Genomic DNA, 17,829 nt, shown 5'->3' on the forward strand with positions numbered 1-17,829 from the left:
TTAAAGAAAATCAAATCTTTCAAAGTATGTCACGGAAAGGAAACTGTTACGATAATGCACCCATGGAAAACTTCTTCAGTGTGATGAAGCAAGAAATGTATTACGATAAGATTTATCATAGTTACAGAGAATTAGAAACTGCGATTATTAAATATATACAGTACTATAATGCAGAACGAATCAAAGAAAAATTAAACTGGATGAGCCCAATTGCTTATCGCCATTCACTTCAAGCTGCTTAGAAAACAAAAAATAAGAGAGACAAGTACATAAAATATGTACTCATCTCTCTGGTCCAACTTTTTGGGGTCACTATAATCTTTAAGATTTTTAGCTTTTTCCAATGCTTCTTCTTCATATAGATGTACTACCGCATTTAATTTTTCGTTATTATTTTTAATAGCATCTATTGTGGCTTGAACAGCTTCTAGAGGTGTAATTTTACCAGCCTTAATTGCTTCAGCTATTGCTGTAGCATCAAAAATATGATTGTATTTTATTTCCATTTATCTAATCCTCCATCTTTCAGTTCAAAGTTTACTGGTGTATATTTCATACTTGTCCCTCAATTATTTTTTAATAGTTAGTATGCCCGAGCAAAAAGAATATTTCTCAAATTTCAAGTTTGGTAAAAGCCCTTTCAGATTTTCATAGACAAAATAGAATTCTTCGTCATCCCAATATTTTCCTGCATCTAATCGACATGATTCCAAATCATCTCTTGTTTGAAAAGCAAGATCGCCAATATAAATGATTCCCTCTGTGTTTAGTAAGTTTAGTAGTGATTTTATAAAGAGAACTTTCTGTTCATCATCTAAATGATGAAGTGAATAAGTTGCTATAATTGCATCATATTTCTGTTCTTTCAAAGGCTTTACTAGCCCATTTGTAAAATCACCTGAATAGAGAGTTGCTTCTGGCATTTTTTCTTGAGCAATCTTAATCATTTCTTCAGAGAAATCTTGGCCATAAATTTTGCAACCTTGTTCATATAATCGAGTAGTTAAAGTACCAGTACCAAATCCAATGTCTAGTACTTTTTTTGCTGATAATGTCAAAACCTGATTATAAATTTCATTTAATATTTTTTTATAACCTGCAAATGGATATGTATTATCATCATCTGATAAACCAACACTTTTATCATATCCTTCTGCCCATAGGTCAAAACCTCTATTATCTAACAATTAATTTTCCTCCATTTCTTACAACTCTTTAATTGTCTCAAATTTGGCTTCTTTGTATAGTTCCTGAAACTCTGTATTCATCGTTACTACATGCAGTTGTCATAATTATTACATACCGAAGGGACACAAGCGAAACCCACAAAAAAATCTAACATAACTTTCGGGGACTATCATACATTGCCTCTAGGTAAAAAACATGTTAAATTAAACAAACTACTTTTAACTTAACTTTATATATCGATTTTTTCTTTATATCCATAATTTTTTTACTAAGTTGTTTTTATAACAATTACATGTAATAGTCACTCAAAACACACACTTATCAATGTTTTGTTTATATTGTAGAAGATTTGAAACCTTGTGTTCATCTTTACTATTTGCCGTTGTCATAATTATGACACGAGACCCAGGTGTAAAATCATATAGTAATATCAACAGCTTCAGAACACTAATCTCCTAATAGTTCAGGAGGATGTTTGTTCTACAATCTTAGATTACTTTTTATTTATTCTTTAATTGCCTTTGTTGCTATATAAGTTTTAATGTTCATTTCATGTAGTCTTCCAAAACCATTGGTATCTTCGTAAATATCAACTAGAGTAAATCCTGCTTTCAATTGACCACCTATTTGTTCTGTCATATTATGTGAAAACTGCATTCCTGCATTTTCTTTTACCATGAACTCTTTGGCTTTTTCGTCCTTAAGTGGATTAAAGGGCATTTCCCAAACTATCTCTTTTTCATTTTGATCTACAATATAGTTTATTTCATTATTTAGTCCAGCGAGAAAGACTCCACCTTCTTTCAATACTCTGTATGCCTCATTAAAAATATGCTGTACATCTTCGACATAACAATTTGAAACAGGATGAAAAACTATATCAAATGTTTCATCATCAAATGGGAGTTTTTTAGTCATATCACCTTCTATTGCTTGTATAGTATAACCTTCCCTTTCAGCTATTATATATTCAGATTCTATTTGCTTTGAAGAATAATCAAGTACGCTACATTTAGCACCCAATGCATTAAATATTGGCATTTGTTGTCCTCCTCCTGATGCCAATCCCAATATTTTTTTATCTTTTATATCACCAATCCAATCATGTGGAACAGGAACTGTTGGCGTTAATAATACTTTCCAATCACCATTTTTAGCATTAATATATTCTTCATGTGAAATAGATTTTGCCCATTCCCATCCTTCTTCAACCCACTTATCAATTGTTTCTTTATTTATATCTTGATATGATTTCATACCTAATATCCCTCCAATTACTAATTTCTAAATATTAATTTTTTCCCATACATAAATTTTAGAGATAAGCGGCACCACCTGACATGAGATTTTGCCACGTAATAAATTAACCATCTCGAAGAGCATTTTTGGTATAAGGTAGTTTTTGCTTGAAGTTAGCACCCCGAGCCTTGGCTTCTTTTTCCGTACCAAAAGGCACTAATTTTAACTTATCGCCTAAGACTTCCTCGGCTTGAGTAAAGCTGGTAATTTTCTTATTTTTAATCAGGTACTGACCGGTTTTATCTTTCAAGTTTAAGATGCCAGCAACCCCATGACAAACTGAACACACAAAGCCATGGTCTTGGTAGATAGTTTCAGCAGTTTCTGAAGAACTGGGTCATCAGGGAAATCCCACAAGACTCCATGTCCTCCGGTAAAGTAAACGGCCGCATAATCCTTGAAATCTGCTTCTGTGATTGATATAGAATGCAACAAAGTCTGATGTTGGAAGTCTTCTGACTGCCAAGTGGCTTTATCTTCTTCGCTGACATTTTCTTCCTTCAGACTTCTTGAGTCAAGGGGCACCTTGCCCCCTTGGGGACTCAAATAATCGACTTGGTGGCCAGATTCAGTGACGACTTTGACAAACTCCGTCGTTTCGGCCAACCAAAATCCGATTGCTTCAGGATCCTAACCATAGTGATCTATATTAGTTAATATTACTGCAATTTTCATAAATTATACCCCTTTCCTAGGAACTTCTTTGAATAACAGTAAACGGTCCAAATAATCATCGACGTGTTTCTGATTTTTTAGGACTAGGACTTTGTCAGCATACTGAGAACAAGTTGCCTGGTAGCGATCTCTTTGTTTGCATTGGCGCCCCTCCCATAAAATCCAACCAGCTTGGTCCATAATAGTTTGGACTTGAGGGATCATTTCCTCATTGGTTACTTCTTGCCAACCAGGTCTAAAATTAACTTGGTCTAAATGGGGAACGGGAATCCCATAATGACGCCCTAATTGACGGGCCAAGCTTGATTTACCTGACCCACTATAGCCGATAATCGCAATTTTCATATTAGACCTCCTTTAAAGTAGTAAAGATGAGACATAAATCTGCCTCAGCTTTTTTATTAACTTATTTATATAGACGCTATTTTAAGCTTGAAAGTCTACCGTCCATTTACTACCGCATCAATTTCTGCCACCATCTGGCCAATCTCACCATCTGATAGGTAGTCAGACATGATCGTTAACTGGTAGCGGGCATAGCCATTCACAATTCCTACTGTATGGTTAATCTTGGGATACCAAGCCCCAATCTTTTGATGGGTATCTGTATCCACTACATCCAACTTAGTGCCATCATAATCAGTATGTGATAGGGCTTTAAAGGCAAAGCCTTGGTTTTGCTTAGCTAGGTAGAGCATGACTTGACTGAGCTCTTTAGGCGATACCTTAAGGGCGAAATGATCCACGCCATAGACTTCTTGGGTAAACCGATCAAAATCTTCTAAGTCGGCGTAGCCCATATAATTTAAAAGCATGTTAGACCCGATATTATCGGAATGAACCATGGTCCGGTAAACAACATCCTGAAGGGTATAAGCCTTATTTTCCGGATCTTCATTTTGGATCGTTCCTGAGCCAGAAATATCAAAAGATTCAGGCCGTTCATTTATCGAAGCCTTATAAACTAACTCATCAGACCAATGAGCCAGGCCCCGATCGATCCGGTCCTGGGTATAGGCCGCTAAGATAATTTTGACAGTCGAAGCACCATAGATTGCTTGGTCCCCCCGAAGTTGGGCATACCGTTGGTCCCCTGGCATATCCATTTGAAAATAAATATAGACTGGCAAGTCTTGATAAGAATCTAGCAAGCTTTGCACTGCTTGATGTATGCCTTGAGGATCCTGGCTGCTTGCTGCCATGGCTTGTAAATTCCGCAAAGCAAAATCAAACTGTGGATCAGCCACAGCGGCTAATAAGTTAAAGTTCTTTAAATAATAGACTCTTTGGGCCCAGGATTGACCAGGTAAATCAAGGATTGACCGATTATCCAGGAGAATATAAGACCCATTAGCAGGTTTGATTTCCCCCGTCTCAGGGACTTCTTCACCTTGGCCAGCCGGGAAACCTCGTTCGATAATTTGAGGTGAGTAATCATGCAGACCAGAATCTTCAATCACCTGGGTCGGGGTCTCTGGATAATATGGACGGGCTTGTCTCGATTCACTGTTTCCTTCTGAAGGCTTACTATTCGATTCTGAAGCTTGTTGACCCTCATTATTGTTGACAGGAGCATCGCCCTCTTTAGATTCTACATCCCCTGGATTACTCGGTGTGACAGGGGTGGGATTGACCTCAGTATCCGTCTCTGGTTCAGTCGGTGGGGTTACCGGTTCTTCAATGACAGGAGGGTCTATATCTGGCTGACTCGGTTGGACTGGTTCAGTCACTTGAATCTCCCCTTGGCCACCTTCTTCCTGAGCCAAAACCAAGCCAGCTGGAAAATTTCCCAGGCTAGTCGTCAACAAGAAACTGGTCACTAACAGCCAAAGTTTCGCCTGTTTGGCTCTCTCCAATTTTTTTACCATAGCTTACTCCTTTACTCATACCAAGAATAATCAATATGACCAAAAGGGTCTGGATCGTCACTGCTGGCATCTTGCCATAAAATAGCAAAGCGGTATTGGTCGCGATAATCCGCATCAAATGCAATAAAAACTGGAAAAGCTAAATCTTCTATTGAAATAGGCCAGAATTCATTATCTTCAAAATCCACACCTGGTTCACAGGCTAAGACAGCAAATTGAATTCCTTGGTAAAGCCATTGGCTGACCGCTTGTGTGGCATTATCATCAAGATATTCAGCCTGGCTGAGCTTTAGATTGGTCTTGATTTCTAAATGACTAAAGTCTTCCACCGCTTGTAAATCAGGAATTAACTCTAGGCCTTGGTAAGAGCCACTTAAATCATCAAAATCCTGAACTTGAAAATCTAGAGAGTGACCATCTAATTCGAGCCAAAACTTGGCAAAATCTAAATCGAGAGGCTGGACTTGATTATAAATCATGACTGGCTTTTCCTTTCTTGAGGTAAATATTTACCATTAACATACTTATCGACCCAATCCCGGACAATTTGGTCAGGCACCTGGCCAGGTGGGTAGGATTCTTGGAAATGTTGGACCAAAGCTTGGAAATTTGAATTAAGCTGAGCTTGGACTTGATTATCTAAGTGGTGGGCGCCCCAATAAGCTCGAACCACATCATCTTCACCAAACTGACAACCATAATACAGGTCATCTGCCACTTCTTCAATAATTGGACTTAATTCAACTTGGTCCAACCATTCTTGAGCTAAGGCTGGCATACCAAATTTAGCACCTAGAATTTGCCCAGTCAAAGCAGCTGTGGCTGACTTAGCAGCAGTAAAATTTGCAGCTGTAACTAGGGCTTGTTTGAAATCTGTCTGGTATTTCAAGGCACAGTAGATAGCACTGGCTAAGGCTACGTCTCCAGTCTTTGCTTGACCGATTTGGTCAAGGGCTTCCTGATCATTCATGTGATAATCAGACAAGTCCATGGCCTGGTCTATTTTTTGGAATAATAAGTCAAGTTGGGACTCATCACCATACAAATCAGCAATGACAACTTTGGCTTGAAGCACGGCTTCTTCTAGATAAAGGTCTAGACTAGCTACCGTATTAATCAGGTAAGCATGAAAGGCTGCAGGAAGGTAAGCTAGAGGATGGCCGTGGGTCAAGGCTGCTGCTTGACCGGCCAAGTCTGCCACTTCTTTAGGACTTAGTTCTCGGTCAATAAAGAAGAGGCCAATTGGTGCCCCCCGTATAACTCCGCCCTCAGCTTGGGAGTCATTAAGGGGTTGGTCCATTGAACCAGCTTGTGCTTGTTCTAAAGCCTGCACACATGTGGCCTCTGGTGACCGGACTTGGAAAAGGTCGACTAGGTTCAACATCCAAGAATTATTGTGGTCACCGGGCACTGGAAATTGACCAACTTGTGAGTAGAGCCATTCCTTATAAGCTTGCCATAAATAATATATATAGGGCGACCGGGCCCCCCGGGTGGCTAATCGCGTTTGCCCTTGGAGCAAGGCAGTCGCTGTAAAGAGGGTCAGCTGGGTAGTCGCCGAAATCGGTGCTTTCTGCATGGTTGGGTCTACCAATAGCTTGCTTAAGCCTTCTGGTCCAAACTGGTGGTTTATTTCTTCCCCAGTCATATCAGCAATCGGATACCCTAAGGCATCTCCCAAGGCGCCCCCTAAGAGACAGGCCCTAAATTTATCTTGTTGGCGCATACCACTCCACCTGCTTTCTATATTCTAAGCATTATTTTATCATCATTTTGACCATAAAAAAAGAGAGTAGCTAGAAGCCAGAAAATCTAAGATTTTCTATCATCTGCCCACTCTCAAGAAATAGCTTATTTATATTGGCCTAAGATTTCGTTCAAACGAGCCTTGTCGTGTAAACCAATCAATTTTTCAACGACTTCGCCGTCTTTTTTGATTATAAGGGTTGGAATAGACATGATTCCAAATTCTTGTGCAGTCTTAGGTTCTTCATCCACGTTCATTTTAAAGAATTCAACTTGGCCAGCTAATTCATCAGCAAGTTCATCAACGATTGGTGATTGCATCCGACAAGGACCACACCAAGGAGCCCAGAAATCAACTAAAGTAAGACCTTCAGAAGTTTTTTCAACGAATTGTGTATCAGTAATAGATTCTACCATTTTATACATCCTTTCTAATCAAGTTAGCCTTGTAACCTTTCTTACGGGATTATCATAGCACACCCGCCCTTTTTTACAAAAGGTATTGCTCATAGACCGAACTATTTGAAAAAGACTTGGGTTGATCCATTACCACCCGCATTGGGTGGTGAATAGTCAAAGTGGTCGACTTGAGGATGGACCGCCAATAATTGTTGGATGCCCTGGCGCAAGGCTCCCGTCCCCTTACCATGAATAATGGTAACCATGGGATGGTTGGATAAGAGCGCCTTGTCTAAATAAAGTTTAGTTTCATTCATGGCGTCTTCATAGCGCCGGCCCCGTAAATCCAAACTGGTCGTCACCTTGGCCCCAGCCTTGCGTTGGACATTGACCCGGGACTTTTTGGCCTCAATCGATTCAATCACTTCAAGATCCTTGGCTGGCAAGTTCATCTTAAGAATTCCCATTTGAACGGTGAAGGTTTTGTCATCGACTTTATCAACAATCGAACCTCGTTGACCATAGGAATGGACCAGAACGTCTTGTCCCACCCGGAGTTCTTGCTTAGCTTTTTGCCGCTTAAGCACCTTGTTCTTGCGGAGGTTTTCAGGTTGTTTCAACTGATCAAACTTACCTTTTTTATCAATCAGGACATGTTCTTTGATGGTGGTGTTTTGCCCTTGTTCCAACTGTAAATCACGGATTTCTTGGATCAATTTATCCGCTTCTTTTTGGGCTTGGTCCACCTTCATATTGGCCTCATGCTTAGCCTTTTCAACTAAGGCATCTTTATAAGTCACCCACCGATCATATTCGGTGCGGAGGTCTTTTAGGAGTTGGTCTGCCTGGGCTAATCTGTGCTCAGTTTCTTGGTGGTCCGCTTCAAGTCGCCGCCGTTCGGTTTCAAGATTGGCCACCATCTCATTAATAGATTGGGAATCTTGGCTCACTCCTTGCCGGGCTTTTTCCAAGATATAGTCGGGTAAACCTAAGCGTTGCGAAATTTCCAAGGCGTTGGACCGACCAGGAATCCCTATCAAAAGCCGATAAGTTGGCGCCAGGGTCTCAGCATTAAATTCCATGGAAGCATTAATCGTATGAGGCGCTTCATGGGCATACACCTTCAATTCAGGATAATGAGTGGTGGCCATGGTGGTCATTCCTGCCCCGGTTAAATAATCTAAAATAGCTGTCGCCAGAGCTGCTCCCTCTTGGGGGTCGGTCCCTGAACCCAACTCATCAAAGAGAAGGAGCGACTGGTAAGTCGCATGCTTGAGGATATCAATCGTATTGGTCATATGACCCGAGAAAGTAGACAAGCTTTGTTCTATCGATTGTTCATCCCCAATATCCGCAAAGACTTGGTCAAAGAGTCCAATTTGTGACCCCTTTTGGGCGGGAATATGAAGGCCAGCTTGGCCCATTAAATGCAGTATCCCTAGGGTCTTAAGTAAGATTGTTTTCCCCCCAGTATTAGGTCCAGTGATAATCAAGGTCCGGTAATCTTGACCAATAATAATATTATTGGCCACAACTTGTTTAGGATCTAATAAGGGGTGGCGGGCTTGGATTAAAGAAACATGACGGTCAGGTGATACCTTGGGCCGAACAGCCTGAAGTTGGCGGCCATAACTAGCCCGGGACTGAATATAATCTAATTGGCCAATAATATATTGGTTCTGACGAATATCTTCATAATAAGGCATGAGTTGCCCCGATAAATCCATTAGAATCTGCGCAATTTCATTATTTTCTTCAGTTTGTAAATGAGACCGCCGGTTATTGAGGGTTTCAACCGACCGAGGTTCAATATAGAGGGTTTGCCCCGTGGAAGATTGGTCATGGACCGTCCCCTTAATTTGACTCTTGTGGTCTGCTTTGACGGGCAAGACATAACGGTTATTCCGGATAGTAATGAGGGTGTCTGATAAGGCCGAGGCATTGTTTTTAAGGATTTGGTTAAGTTGGTTCCGCACCGCTTCTTCCGTTTGTTGTTGAGCCCGACGGATTCGGGCTAATTCGGTAGAAGCAGAAGACAGAACGTCGCCTTCCTCTGAGATAGCCTCTCCTATCATCGCAATACAATCTTTTAAAACAATCGACCGTTCAATCCAGGCATAGAGGGCAGGATAGGTCCGGTTATCCGCTTCTTGTTTGGCATAGAAATCATGGACTTGTTTCACTGAACTTAAGAGCTTACCCACATCGGCTAATTCCTTACCATTCAAACTAGCACCTACTTGGAGCCGCTTGATAGCCTCACTCAAATCATTCAGGCGAGGAATGGGTATAATCTGATTCTGGCTCAGCAAACTTAGGGCCTGTTCCGTTTCTGCCTGCCAAGTTTCAACGGTGGCTAAGTCATCGGAAGGCAGCATGGACTGGATGGCTACTTTGCCCGTTTCAGTCTGGGCATAATTTAAGACAGCCGCCCGAATTTTTCCAAATTCTAGGGTCTCGAATATTTTCTGATTCATGATCTATCTCCTTCTTGCCGTTAAGGCAATGACTAATGATTGGCTAAGGGTTTTGCTTAAAATAATTGAGGTAAAAAAAGAGTCTGGGACGGGGTCCTAAACTCTGTGGTAATTGGTCTTAGAAAGGATTAATATTCAGCCATAAGTTAGAAACAAAGCTGGATAAGAAAGGTGTTTGGGACACAATCCAATAAGCAATTGGATTATTAACAAATTGTTGTTGGATAAATTCGATGGGAATCAAAGACAAAGCAAAGAGGATAAAATAGATGACCACATAGGTGACAAGGGCATTAATAATGGCACCCGATATTCCGTTAGCCAAGTTCCATAAGTTATAATATTGCAACGGGCGGAATAAGGAGGCTAGGAAGTTGGTCACCAGCCAGCCCACTAAAGCGATTAATAAGAAGGTAACCACGCCATAGAAGGCCTTGGCCAAATCCATATTAAGACTGGCTTCTTGGGAATAGATGGCAAAAGTTGAGTCGGGTTTAAGCGCGGGAAAAGGTACAATCATTTCGACAAACCCTGCTAATTTATCATAATATTGGGTGGATAGGATAAAGGTTATGATATAACCGATTAAACGAATCCCTTGGATAACTAGACCACGGCGGTAGCCCGTATAAGCTGAAATCGCTATGGCTAGGATAATTATTAAGGTTAACATGACAAAACTCCTCTTCTGGCACTTAATTTACTAGGTATACCTGATTAATCAATGGTTGGATTCGGCCGGATTGTTTTTGCGGTTTGACCCGAATTTTCTCCAGCTTGGTTGGCAGGATGACTATCTAAAGGTAAGCGTTCTTGATAGTGTGGTCGCTTGGCCGGACTTGGCTGACCTTGCTTGTTGGACGACTGATTTGGAAAATTGTTAGGCATCCGCCGGTCTGGATAAGCGGGGTCGTTCCCCTGTCTTTGGTCTCGGCTTGAAGCTGCCTTTAACTGGTCTAGTTCAGCTTGTAAGGTTTCAATTTGATGTTCCTTACTTAACTGGTCGGAAATTGCATTGACCGCCATTAAGATCGCTAAATCACCCTTGGATAGGGAACCATCTAAGCGAATTAATTGGTCCAATTGATGGTTCAAAATGGTCACAACGGCATCCATATGTTGGTCAGACTTTTTGCCCACAATGGTATATTCTTTTCCAGCAATCACTGCTTTATAACGGCGTTTTTCTTCCATTCCTAGCCTACTTTCTTAAAAGGATCATTTAACAAATCAAATTATTCTTTATTTTAACAGATTTTTGCCTAGTTTGCACGATGGGGCATTGCTTATCTACAAGCTGAGAAATAAGGGGAAATTTCTTCTCACGCTTAAGCTTGCCATCGCATATCAATATGAGGAATATCATCTTCCAAATAAACATCCGAAATAGCTTGAAAGTCTAAACTTTCATAGAAGGCTTTTAAATAATTTTGGGCACTAATTTCAATGGTGTTAGCTTGCCATTGGTCTTTGGCATAAGCAATGGCTGCTTCCATCATAGTCCGAGAATAACCCTTGCCACGTTGATCTTCCCGGCACAAAACCCGTCCAATGGATACAGCTGGATAGCTTAACCCAGCCGGGATGAGGCGACAGTATGCCAAAACTTGGCCTTGGTCTTCTAGAAAGAGATGGCGACACTTTGGATCTAAGTTATCAATATCTGGATAAGGACAGGTTTGTTCCACAATAAAGATATCACAACGGACTTTAAGAAGTTGGTACAGTTGGTCTGTCGTTAATTCATTAAAGGCAATATTTTTCCATTCCATAGGGCCCTCCTAGTCTTCTACTTGATCTGAGACCATGAATCGTTCGTTTTGGTATAAGTCCAGAATTTTGTCCAAATCTTGGGTCTTGATTACCATGGTTTGGTCAGGTCGCCCTGGAGCAAACACTAGTTTTTCTGCTTTTAAAATATCTTCATGGATGAGTTGGCCGACTTCAGCCGGATATCCAATTGGGCATACGGCTCCGGACTCTTGGCCGGTTTCAGTTTCTAATTCTTCCGGACTAACCACGGATAATTTTTGACCGACTAATTTTTTTAAATATTTAAAGTCATTGCGTTTATCAGGTAAGGTAAACAGGATATAATAACGGCCATCCTTCTTTCCCTTCATAAAGAGGGCCTTTGTTTCCGTACCGGTAAACCCCTTTTCCGCCTTCATAGCTAAACTTTCTTCATACGTATACATGGAGCTGTGATGGTATAGTTCAAAATCAATCCCTGCCGCTTGTAAATCGGATTCAATAGTTATTTTCATGATGCTTCCTCCTTGATAATTGCTTCGTTCCCTATTTTATAAGAGACATCCGGGAATTGCTAGTCTTAGGGGAGATTTATCGGTCAGATGGTCGTCTTTTAATTTGCCATGTGACGAGTTGGAGGTTAAGTCACCGTTCATTTGTTGATTTTATGACAACTTTGGGGGCGACTCGTCCTCTCTTACCGATTTAATGACGACTTAAGTGTCAACTCGTCACTCTATTGCCAATTTTGTGACGACTTTGGGGGCGACTCGTCTTCTGCCACAAAATTATAAGAAAAACCGGGTCAAGACCCGGTTTCCTTTATGCTTAAAAGATACTATTGTCAAAGGGCTTTGCCATCCGGGCAATCATGCTTTGATGCGGAGTTAGATAATGACGGTAATAGAAGATTTGGTCAGAGGTTAAAGTCACCGAATTATACCCCGTACGGTTGGTGAAAATTGACTCATGGTCATACTCATCTACACCAAAAGAAATTGCTTCAGACATATATTGGTTGATGCCTTGATAAGTCACGACGGAAGCCGTATGCACATGGCCTACAAAAATGGCCCGGATATCACTGCTAGCAATTAATTCTGCAAACCCCTGAGGTACCCGTGTACAAATGTCTGGCTCTTCCCATGCCAAGGGATGGTGTTGGATTAAAATACTCCCCTTTTCTGCCGGTTTACTCAACCATGTTTTCAATTGTTGAAATTGAGCTTCTGAGATTGCGCCTTCATGGTCACCTTCTTGATAAGAATCTAAGCTAATAATCCGTAAACCTTTGAACTCATGGCAAGCAATGTAAGACCCCTCAAGATTCATTTCCACATGCATTCCTTCTGCAAAAGCAGCCCCAGGGTCATGGTTACCGCGGCAAAAGAAATAAGGTAAATCACCCAGATGTTCTTGCCATAAGCTTCGGAATAAATCATAATCACTAGCCTCACCTTCATGGCACAAGTCACCAGTTACTATTGCAAAATCATAATCAACTGGATTAATACTGGCTAAAAGGCGGCGAAAACGAATCGTAGGATTATCAAAATCAGTAAAAATACGGTGGGTAAACCAATCTGAAGCGTAATCTTGCCTTAAATGGGTATCGGATAAATGTAAAAATTTCATGTCGTCTAGTCCTTTCCAAATAATAAGATCAAGCCATTTGAATCATTCATGGATCAGAAACTGGAAGTTTTCCGGATATCCTAAATTCACTTGACTCCCATTATCAAAGAAGTGAAGATTTTTGTCATCAAAATCAAGGATGACTGAATCTCCCACTTGATATTTATCCTCTTCTTCCAAAACAATGAACTCTTGTCGACCTATATTAACAGTTAAAGCAAAGCTTTGACCTAAAAGTTCCCGGTATTTAACCTGGCCTTTAATCCGACCCCGTCCTTGTTTATCAACAATCCGTAAATGTTCTGGCCGGATGCCCATCAGACATGCTCCGGCTTGACTCAAATAGCCAGCCCAACCTGGGTCGAGGTCAAAAGCTTGGGTATCAATCCCTACATGGCCTTGCCCTTGGTCTACCTTCAGGATATTCATCCCTGGTGACCCAATAAATTTGGCTGTAAAGACATTGGCCGGTTGATTATAAACATTATGAGGTGTATCTACCATTTGTATGTCCCCATTATGTAAGACTACAATCCGATGGGCCAAGGTCATGGCTTCCATCTGATCATGAGTCACATAGATAAAGGTTTGTTGATACTTTTCATGAATTTTAACCAATTCCTTACGGGCATCCAAGCGTAAGACCACGTCTAGATTAGATAAAGGTTCATCTAATAAAAAGAAATCAGATTTCTTTACAATGGCTCGAGCTAAGGCCGTTCTCTGTCTCTGACCCCCAGATAACTCCCGTGGATAACGATTTTTTAATTCTGATAAACCTAGGATTGCTAAAGCTTCGTCCAAACGGTTTTTGACTTCATCTGCTGGTACGCCATTGGCCTTCAAGGCAAAGGTCACGTTTTCTTCAATGGTCATATGGGGATAAAGTGCATAATTTTGAAATACCATGGCAATATCTCTTTGACCTGAAACCAGATTATTAGCCAGCGTGTCTCCTAAATACAAGTCACCCTCAGTAATCGTTTCTAGGCCAGCAATCATCCGTAATAAAGTTGACTTACCTGAGCCGGATGGTCCTAATAAAACAATCCGCTCACTCGCTTCAATATCTAAATTAATATTTTTTAGCACCGTAATGGGGCCATAAGTTTTTTTTATGTTTTTTAGTTGAATCGATTTACCCATAGTGTCCTCCTACTTGATACCTGATGAGATAAAGGTTGAAATGATATACTTTTGGAAAATGGCATATAAACCTAAAGGTACTGCCATAGTAATTAAAGAGATGGCCATCGCGGTAGTAAAGTTAGTACCACCTTCAGATGAAATATACATCTGCATGGCTAATGGCAAGGTATAGTTATCAATACTCTTCAAAATAAGGACTGGCCAAATAAATTCGTTCCATGAGGTGATAAAGAACCATATTCCAGTTGATGTGACTGAATGTTTAATCAGTGGAAAAACAATTTTGCGCATAATCAATGGTTGCTTAATATTATCTAAGGTAGCCGCTTCAATTAAAGGGATAGGAATCCCCCGCATGGTTTGGGTTAAGAGAAAGACCCCCATCGCATCAGCAAATTGTGGCAAAATAACCCCTACAATATTATCAATCAGACCAAATTTAGACATAATAATATAGTTAGGAATCATAGTCACGGTAAAGGGAATAAACATGGTTGAAATAATTAATAGATAGAGCCAACGTTGTCCTTTAATTTTATAGTAGACAAAGGCATAGGACGCGAAAAATGATAATGTAAGCTTCACTAAAGTTACCGTTGTCGCAATAATAAAGGTATTTAACGTAATTTTGACAATGGGAATATTTTCAAAGAGATAGGTAAAGTTCTCAAAAGTAAAGGGCTGGGGAATCAGAGAAAGAACTGTATGGTAAGCCTCTTTCAAAGGCTTAAAAGCATTAGCTATAATAAAGAAAATGGGATAAAGAATAATTAATATCGTCAAGATAAATAAGATATGATAGAGGGTCTGTTTTTTAATTTTCATAATAGACCTTCCTTTCAATAAACTTGAACGTTAATAACAAGAGGATAACGAACATGATTAAGGTCATGACTGAAATTGCAGAGGCTTCCCCTACCTTGAACATTTCAAATGATTTTTGATAGGCATGGTATATCAAGTTGGATGAAGCATAGTTAGGGCCACCCTTGGTAATTATTTTAATTGGGGTAAAAACATATTGGAGCCCTTGAACAATCGCCAAGACAAAGACGTAAATCCCGGTAGAAGAAGACATAGGCAAAACAATTTTCCTGAAGATTTTCCAATTAGAAATATTGTCAATTTTGGCCGCATCAATCAATTCCCGATCAATCCCCATAATGGCGGCATACAAAACAATAAAGTTATAACCAAAAACCTTCCATGAAGTAATCAGAGAAATTACGACGACAACGAACCCTTCCTTATTAGTCCACATAGGCATGGTTAGTCCAAAATGACGTAAGACAATGGCTAAAGGACCAGATACCGGATTGAGAATCCAGGTATAGACCATGGCAACCACTACCAAGGAAATCACGGCAGGAATGAAGAAAATTCCGGTATATAACTTTTTAAAACGGACAATAACTACATCCATAATAAAGGCAAAAACATAGGGCAAAATACAAGAGCAGATAACAAAAATGAGAATATAAATAAAGGTATTGACTAAGATTTTTTGAAAATTATTATCGGTTAAGACTTTGATGTAATTATCAAAACCCACAAATTTCTTATTGGGTGATACCATATTCCACTTAAAAAAACTTAGATAAATGGTATAAAGTAAAGGATAAAAAACAAAACAAGTCTGAACCAACAATAACGGAACCAATAATAGATAGCCAACCCCTGAGTGAGTTTTTTTCATAGTTTCTTCTCCTAAAATAAGGGTAATCTCGGTACCAGATATAAAATATAAAAACAATCCACATGGTGAAATGGCTGACAGGCATTGATCGACTGAAAGTAACTTTCGGTTGTCGCTAGCACTGAAATATCAGCCAAAACAAAAAATGTGGATTGTTAACCTGAATAAATTTAACTAGAATAAATCATTAATGGCGTCTTGGGTAGACTTAAGAGTTTCTGCCACGTCAGAACCACCTAAGATACTGTCACGCATATCTAATAGCATTTGCTCAGCTTCTAGGCCAGCATCGCCTGGGAATGAAGTCCAAGAAACCATGGCATCCATTTGTTCAATCGCTGGTGTCATCATTTGGTTTTCTTCTAAGAATTTTTTCAAGCCATTTTCAGCTTCAGCCACGTCTTTACGCGGTGGGACATAACCAGTTCCTTCGGTCCATTTAGCCATGGATTCAACGCTATATAAATATTTTAAGAAATCCCAAGTCGCTTTTTTCTTTTCTTCATCTTGTGAAGTAACAGCTAACATAGCCCCACCTGCAGGTAATTTATTTTCCTTTCCTTCCCAAGTTGGTGATTTAATGGCAGTGACATCAAAATTAGCATTGCTTTGTACATTATTTCTTTGTGCAATGGTTGTATATAACATGGCCACATTTCCATCGATAAAGCTTTGAATCCCTTGTTCCCAAGTGGTGTGTAAGGCTGATTCATCTTTAACAACCATATCTTGGTATACTTGGTAAGCATGGATACCTTCTTCAGAAGCAAAGCTAGCCTTGCCATCAGTCATAATTGCAGCGCCATTTGATTCAAGGAGTGCTTGTTGAGCCCAAGAATCAGCAGGTTCTTGAACATATAAACCAAATTTTCCTGTTTTTTCTTTAATTGTTTTAGAGAATTCTTGAACTTGTTCCCAGGTTTGTGGACCATTTTCATCGAGGCCTGCTTCTTTTAGTAAATCTTTATTAATGTATAGGACTGGGTTGGAAACAGAATAAGGGATTCCCACATAGCTGTCGTCTTTCTTAGCTAAGTTTAATACATTTTCTAAGAAGTTTTTTTCAAAGAAATCTTTGTTATCAGGATCAACTTCTTGCACCAATTGAATTGGATCGGTATATTCAAAGTTTTCTGAGAAATAGTCTTTAAAGGCCCAACCTACTTGAACCACATCTGGGGTTTCACCAGATGTTACGGCAGCTTGTAAGTTTTGCATTAAACCCTTGTACATATCTGGATTGAAAGTTGCTACGACTTCAACTTCATCCTGCGAAGCATTATAGGCTTCAACTAATTCATTAACGGTTTTTCCACCTTGGGTATCAGCATTAACATGCCAGTAGTTAATTTTAATTTTATCAGCAGCCTCAACTTGATTAACTAATAGAGGACTGGCAGAAGCTAAGATAAGTCCAGCCGATAAAGCTGTGAAAGATTTCAAAACTGTTTGTTTCGACAACATGAAAGATTTCCTCCTAAATATTTATTTACTTACATGTCAAAATTATAAAGCGCCACAGTTTAAATTACTATAATATTTTTGTAAAGTTTATGTAAACAGTAGTGAAACTTTGATGTATAAACAAATTCTTCTTTTTGTAAAAATTATGTAAAGAATAGGATTATATTTGGGTATTATTTCTATCGTTTGTCCAATTAATATTTACAAATAATTTACAATTTGTGATTTTTTAAACTATATAAATAAATTATACTCAATAATTAATGATACTAACTGATATTCACTTTGATTTTCTATTATATAAGCTTTCATCTCTTTTATCTTTTCTTCAAAATTGATCAAATTAAAGAAGTGGATTCTTTTCTCCTTCCCTTTTTAACGCTTATTTAAGATAACTTTGCACCCGCTCATCACTTTCCAGATTAATTAAGGACCATTTTCTCATAGATTATTCCCCAACATAAAAAATCACCCTCGCTGA

The 17,829-nt window shown here is 39.5% G+C and carries 22 protein-coding genes; 2 read left to right on the plus strand and 20 right to left on the minus strand.

Translation table 11 applies throughout. The features are described 5' to 3' along the window. On the plus strand, positions 1–242 hold a 242-nt coding region (locus tag G396_RS10250), incomplete at its 5' end, for an IS3 family transposase (RefSeq protein WP_034907635.1). Here the strand turns inward: G396_RS10250 and G396_RS0105235 are convergent. The 15 genes from G396_RS0105235 to G396_RS0105300 all read right to left on the minus strand — a co-directional run bounded on the left by G396_RS0105235 (position 225) and on the right by G396_RS0105300 (position 11,919). Beyond that, on the minus strand, positions 225–506 hold the full coding sequence (locus G396_RS0105235) for a hypothetical protein (RefSeq protein ID WP_028125280.1): 282 nt from the start codon (positions 504–506) through the stop codon (positions 225–227). The two genes, G396_RS10250 and G396_RS0105235, sit on opposite strands and share 18 nt — an antisense overlap. 63 nt (positions 507–569) lie before the next feature. Then, positions 570–1,187 (minus strand): class I SAM-dependent methyltransferase, encoded by a 618-nt coding sequence (locus G396_RS0105240; RefSeq protein WP_028125281.1) that lies wholly within the window; start codon positions 1,185–1,187, stop codon positions 570–572. A gap of 505 nt (positions 1,188–1,692) precedes the next feature. After that, the gene (locus G396_RS0105245) at positions 1,693–2,445 is read right to left on the minus strand and encodes a class I SAM-dependent methyltransferase (RefSeq protein WP_028125282.1); all 753 of its coding nucleotides are present in this window, start codon (positions 2,443–2,445) and stop codon (positions 1,693–1,695) included. Positions 2,446–2,551: 106 nt separating this feature from the next. Continuing rightward, a complete protein-coding gene (locus tag G396_RS12090; RefSeq protein WP_081683548.1) occupies positions 2,552–2,737 on the minus strand; it encodes a type 1 glutamine amidotransferase family protein in 186 nt (61 codons plus the stop codon). A gap of 2 nt (positions 2,738–2,739) precedes the next feature. After that, a complete protein-coding gene (locus tag G396_RS12095; protein WP_155857413.1) occupies positions 2,740–3,093 on the minus strand; it encodes a type 1 glutamine amidotransferase family protein in 354 nt (117 codons plus the stop codon). A gap of 72 nt (positions 3,094–3,165) precedes the next feature. Further along, positions 3,166–3,507, minus strand: coding sequence for a GTPase (locus tag G396_RS0105255; RefSeq protein ID WP_028125283.1), 342 nt, complete (start codon positions 3,505–3,507; stop codon positions 3,166–3,168). Positions 3,508–3,602: 95 nt separating this feature from the next. Continuing rightward, positions 3,603–5,030 carry a serine hydrolase gene (locus G396_RS0105260; RefSeq protein WP_028125284.1) on the minus strand — a complete coding sequence of 476 codons (1,428 nt, stop codon included), beginning with the start codon at positions 5,028–5,030 and terminating at the stop codon, positions 3,603–3,605. Between the two features lie 11 nt (positions 5,031–5,041). After that, positions 5,042–5,509 carry a hypothetical protein gene (locus G396_RS0105265; protein ID WP_028125285.1) on the minus strand — a complete coding sequence of 156 codons (468 nt, stop codon included), beginning with the start codon at positions 5,507–5,509 and terminating at the stop codon, positions 5,042–5,044. Continuing rightward, positions 5,506–6,756: an ADP-ribosylglycohydrolase family protein gene (locus tag G396_RS0105270; protein WP_028125286.1), complete on the minus strand. Its 1,251-nt coding sequence runs from the start codon at positions 6,754–6,756 to the stop codon at positions 5,506–5,508. Before G396_RS0105270 ends, G396_RS0105265 begins: the two co-directional genes overlap by 4 nt. A 125-nt stretch (positions 6,757–6,881) precedes the next feature. Further along, the gene (trxA, locus tag G396_RS0105275; RefSeq protein WP_006417534.1) at positions 6,882–7,193 is read right to left on the minus strand and encodes a thioredoxin; all 312 of its coding nucleotides are present in this window, start codon (positions 7,191–7,193) and stop codon (positions 6,882–6,884) included. Positions 7,194–7,294: 101 nt separating this feature from the next. Next, on the minus strand, positions 7,295–9,652 hold the full coding sequence (locus G396_RS0105280; protein ID WP_028125287.1) for an endonuclease MutS2: 2,358 nt from the start codon (positions 9,650–9,652) through the stop codon (positions 7,295–7,297). 118 nt (positions 9,653–9,770) lie between these two features. Further along, positions 9,771–10,325 carry a CvpA family protein gene (locus G396_RS0105285; protein ID WP_028125288.1) on the minus strand — a complete coding sequence of 185 codons (555 nt, stop codon included), beginning with the start codon at positions 10,323–10,325 and terminating at the stop codon, positions 9,771–9,773. Between the two features lie 44 nt (positions 10,326–10,369). Next, complete coding sequence (locus tag G396_RS11190) at positions 10,370–10,846, minus strand: cell division protein ZapA (protein WP_006417611.1); 477 nt, start codon at positions 10,844–10,846, stop codon at positions 10,370–10,372. Between the two features lie 134 nt (positions 10,847–10,980). Continuing rightward, complete coding sequence (locus G396_RS0105295) at positions 10,981–11,424, minus strand: GNAT family N-acetyltransferase (RefSeq protein WP_028125289.1); 444 nt, start codon at positions 11,422–11,424, stop codon at positions 10,981–10,983. Between the two features lie 9 nt (positions 11,425–11,433). After that, positions 11,434–11,919 (minus strand): YbaK/EbsC family protein, encoded by a 486-nt coding sequence (locus tag G396_RS0105300; RefSeq protein WP_051221148.1) that lies wholly within the window; start codon positions 11,917–11,919, stop codon positions 11,434–11,436. A 56-nt stretch (positions 11,920–11,975) separates the two neighbouring features. Here G396_RS0105300 and G396_RS11415 point away from each other — a divergent pair, with 56 nt between their 5' ends. After that, positions 11,976–12,113 (plus strand): hypothetical protein, encoded by a 138-nt coding sequence (locus G396_RS11415; protein WP_155857414.1) that lies wholly within the window; start codon positions 11,976–11,978, stop codon positions 12,111–12,113. 119 nt (positions 12,114–12,232) lie between these two features. Here the strand turns inward: G396_RS11415 and G396_RS0105305 are convergent, their stop codons facing one another. The 5 genes from G396_RS0105305 to G396_RS0105325 all read right to left on the minus strand — a co-directional run bounded on the left by G396_RS0105305 (position 12,233) and on the right by G396_RS0105325 (position 17,348). Further along, positions 12,233–13,039, minus strand: coding sequence for a metallophosphoesterase family protein (locus tag G396_RS0105305; RefSeq protein ID WP_028125291.1), 807 nt, complete (start codon positions 13,037–13,039; stop codon positions 12,233–12,235). Positions 13,040–13,081: 42 nt separating this feature from the next. After that, on the minus strand, positions 13,082–14,185 hold the full coding sequence (locus G396_RS0105310) for an ABC transporter ATP-binding protein (protein ID WP_028125292.1): 1,104 nt from the start codon (positions 14,183–14,185) through the stop codon (positions 13,082–13,084). A 9-nt stretch (positions 14,186–14,194) separates the two neighbouring features. Next, positions 14,195–15,013 carry a carbohydrate ABC transporter permease gene (locus G396_RS0105315; RefSeq protein ID WP_028125293.1) on the minus strand — a complete coding sequence of 273 codons (819 nt, stop codon included), beginning with the start codon at positions 15,011–15,013 and terminating at the stop codon, positions 14,195–14,197. Beyond that, on the minus strand, positions 15,003–15,884 hold the full coding sequence (locus G396_RS0105320) for a carbohydrate ABC transporter permease (RefSeq protein WP_028125294.1): 882 nt from the start codon (positions 15,882–15,884) through the stop codon (positions 15,003–15,005). Before G396_RS0105320 ends, G396_RS0105315 begins: the two co-directional genes overlap by 11 nt. A gap of 174 nt (positions 15,885–16,058) precedes the next feature. Beyond that, positions 16,059–17,348, minus strand: coding sequence for an ABC transporter substrate-binding protein (locus G396_RS0105325; RefSeq protein WP_028125295.1), 1,290 nt, complete (start codon positions 17,346–17,348; stop codon positions 16,059–16,061). Between the last annotated feature and the right edge of the window lie 481 nt (positions 17,349–17,829).

It is taken from the genome of Eremococcus coleocola DSM 15696 (genome assembly GCF_000428865.1).
Lineage (GTDB): Bacteria > Bacillota > Bacilli > Lactobacillales > Aerococcaceae > Eremococcus > Eremococcus coleocola.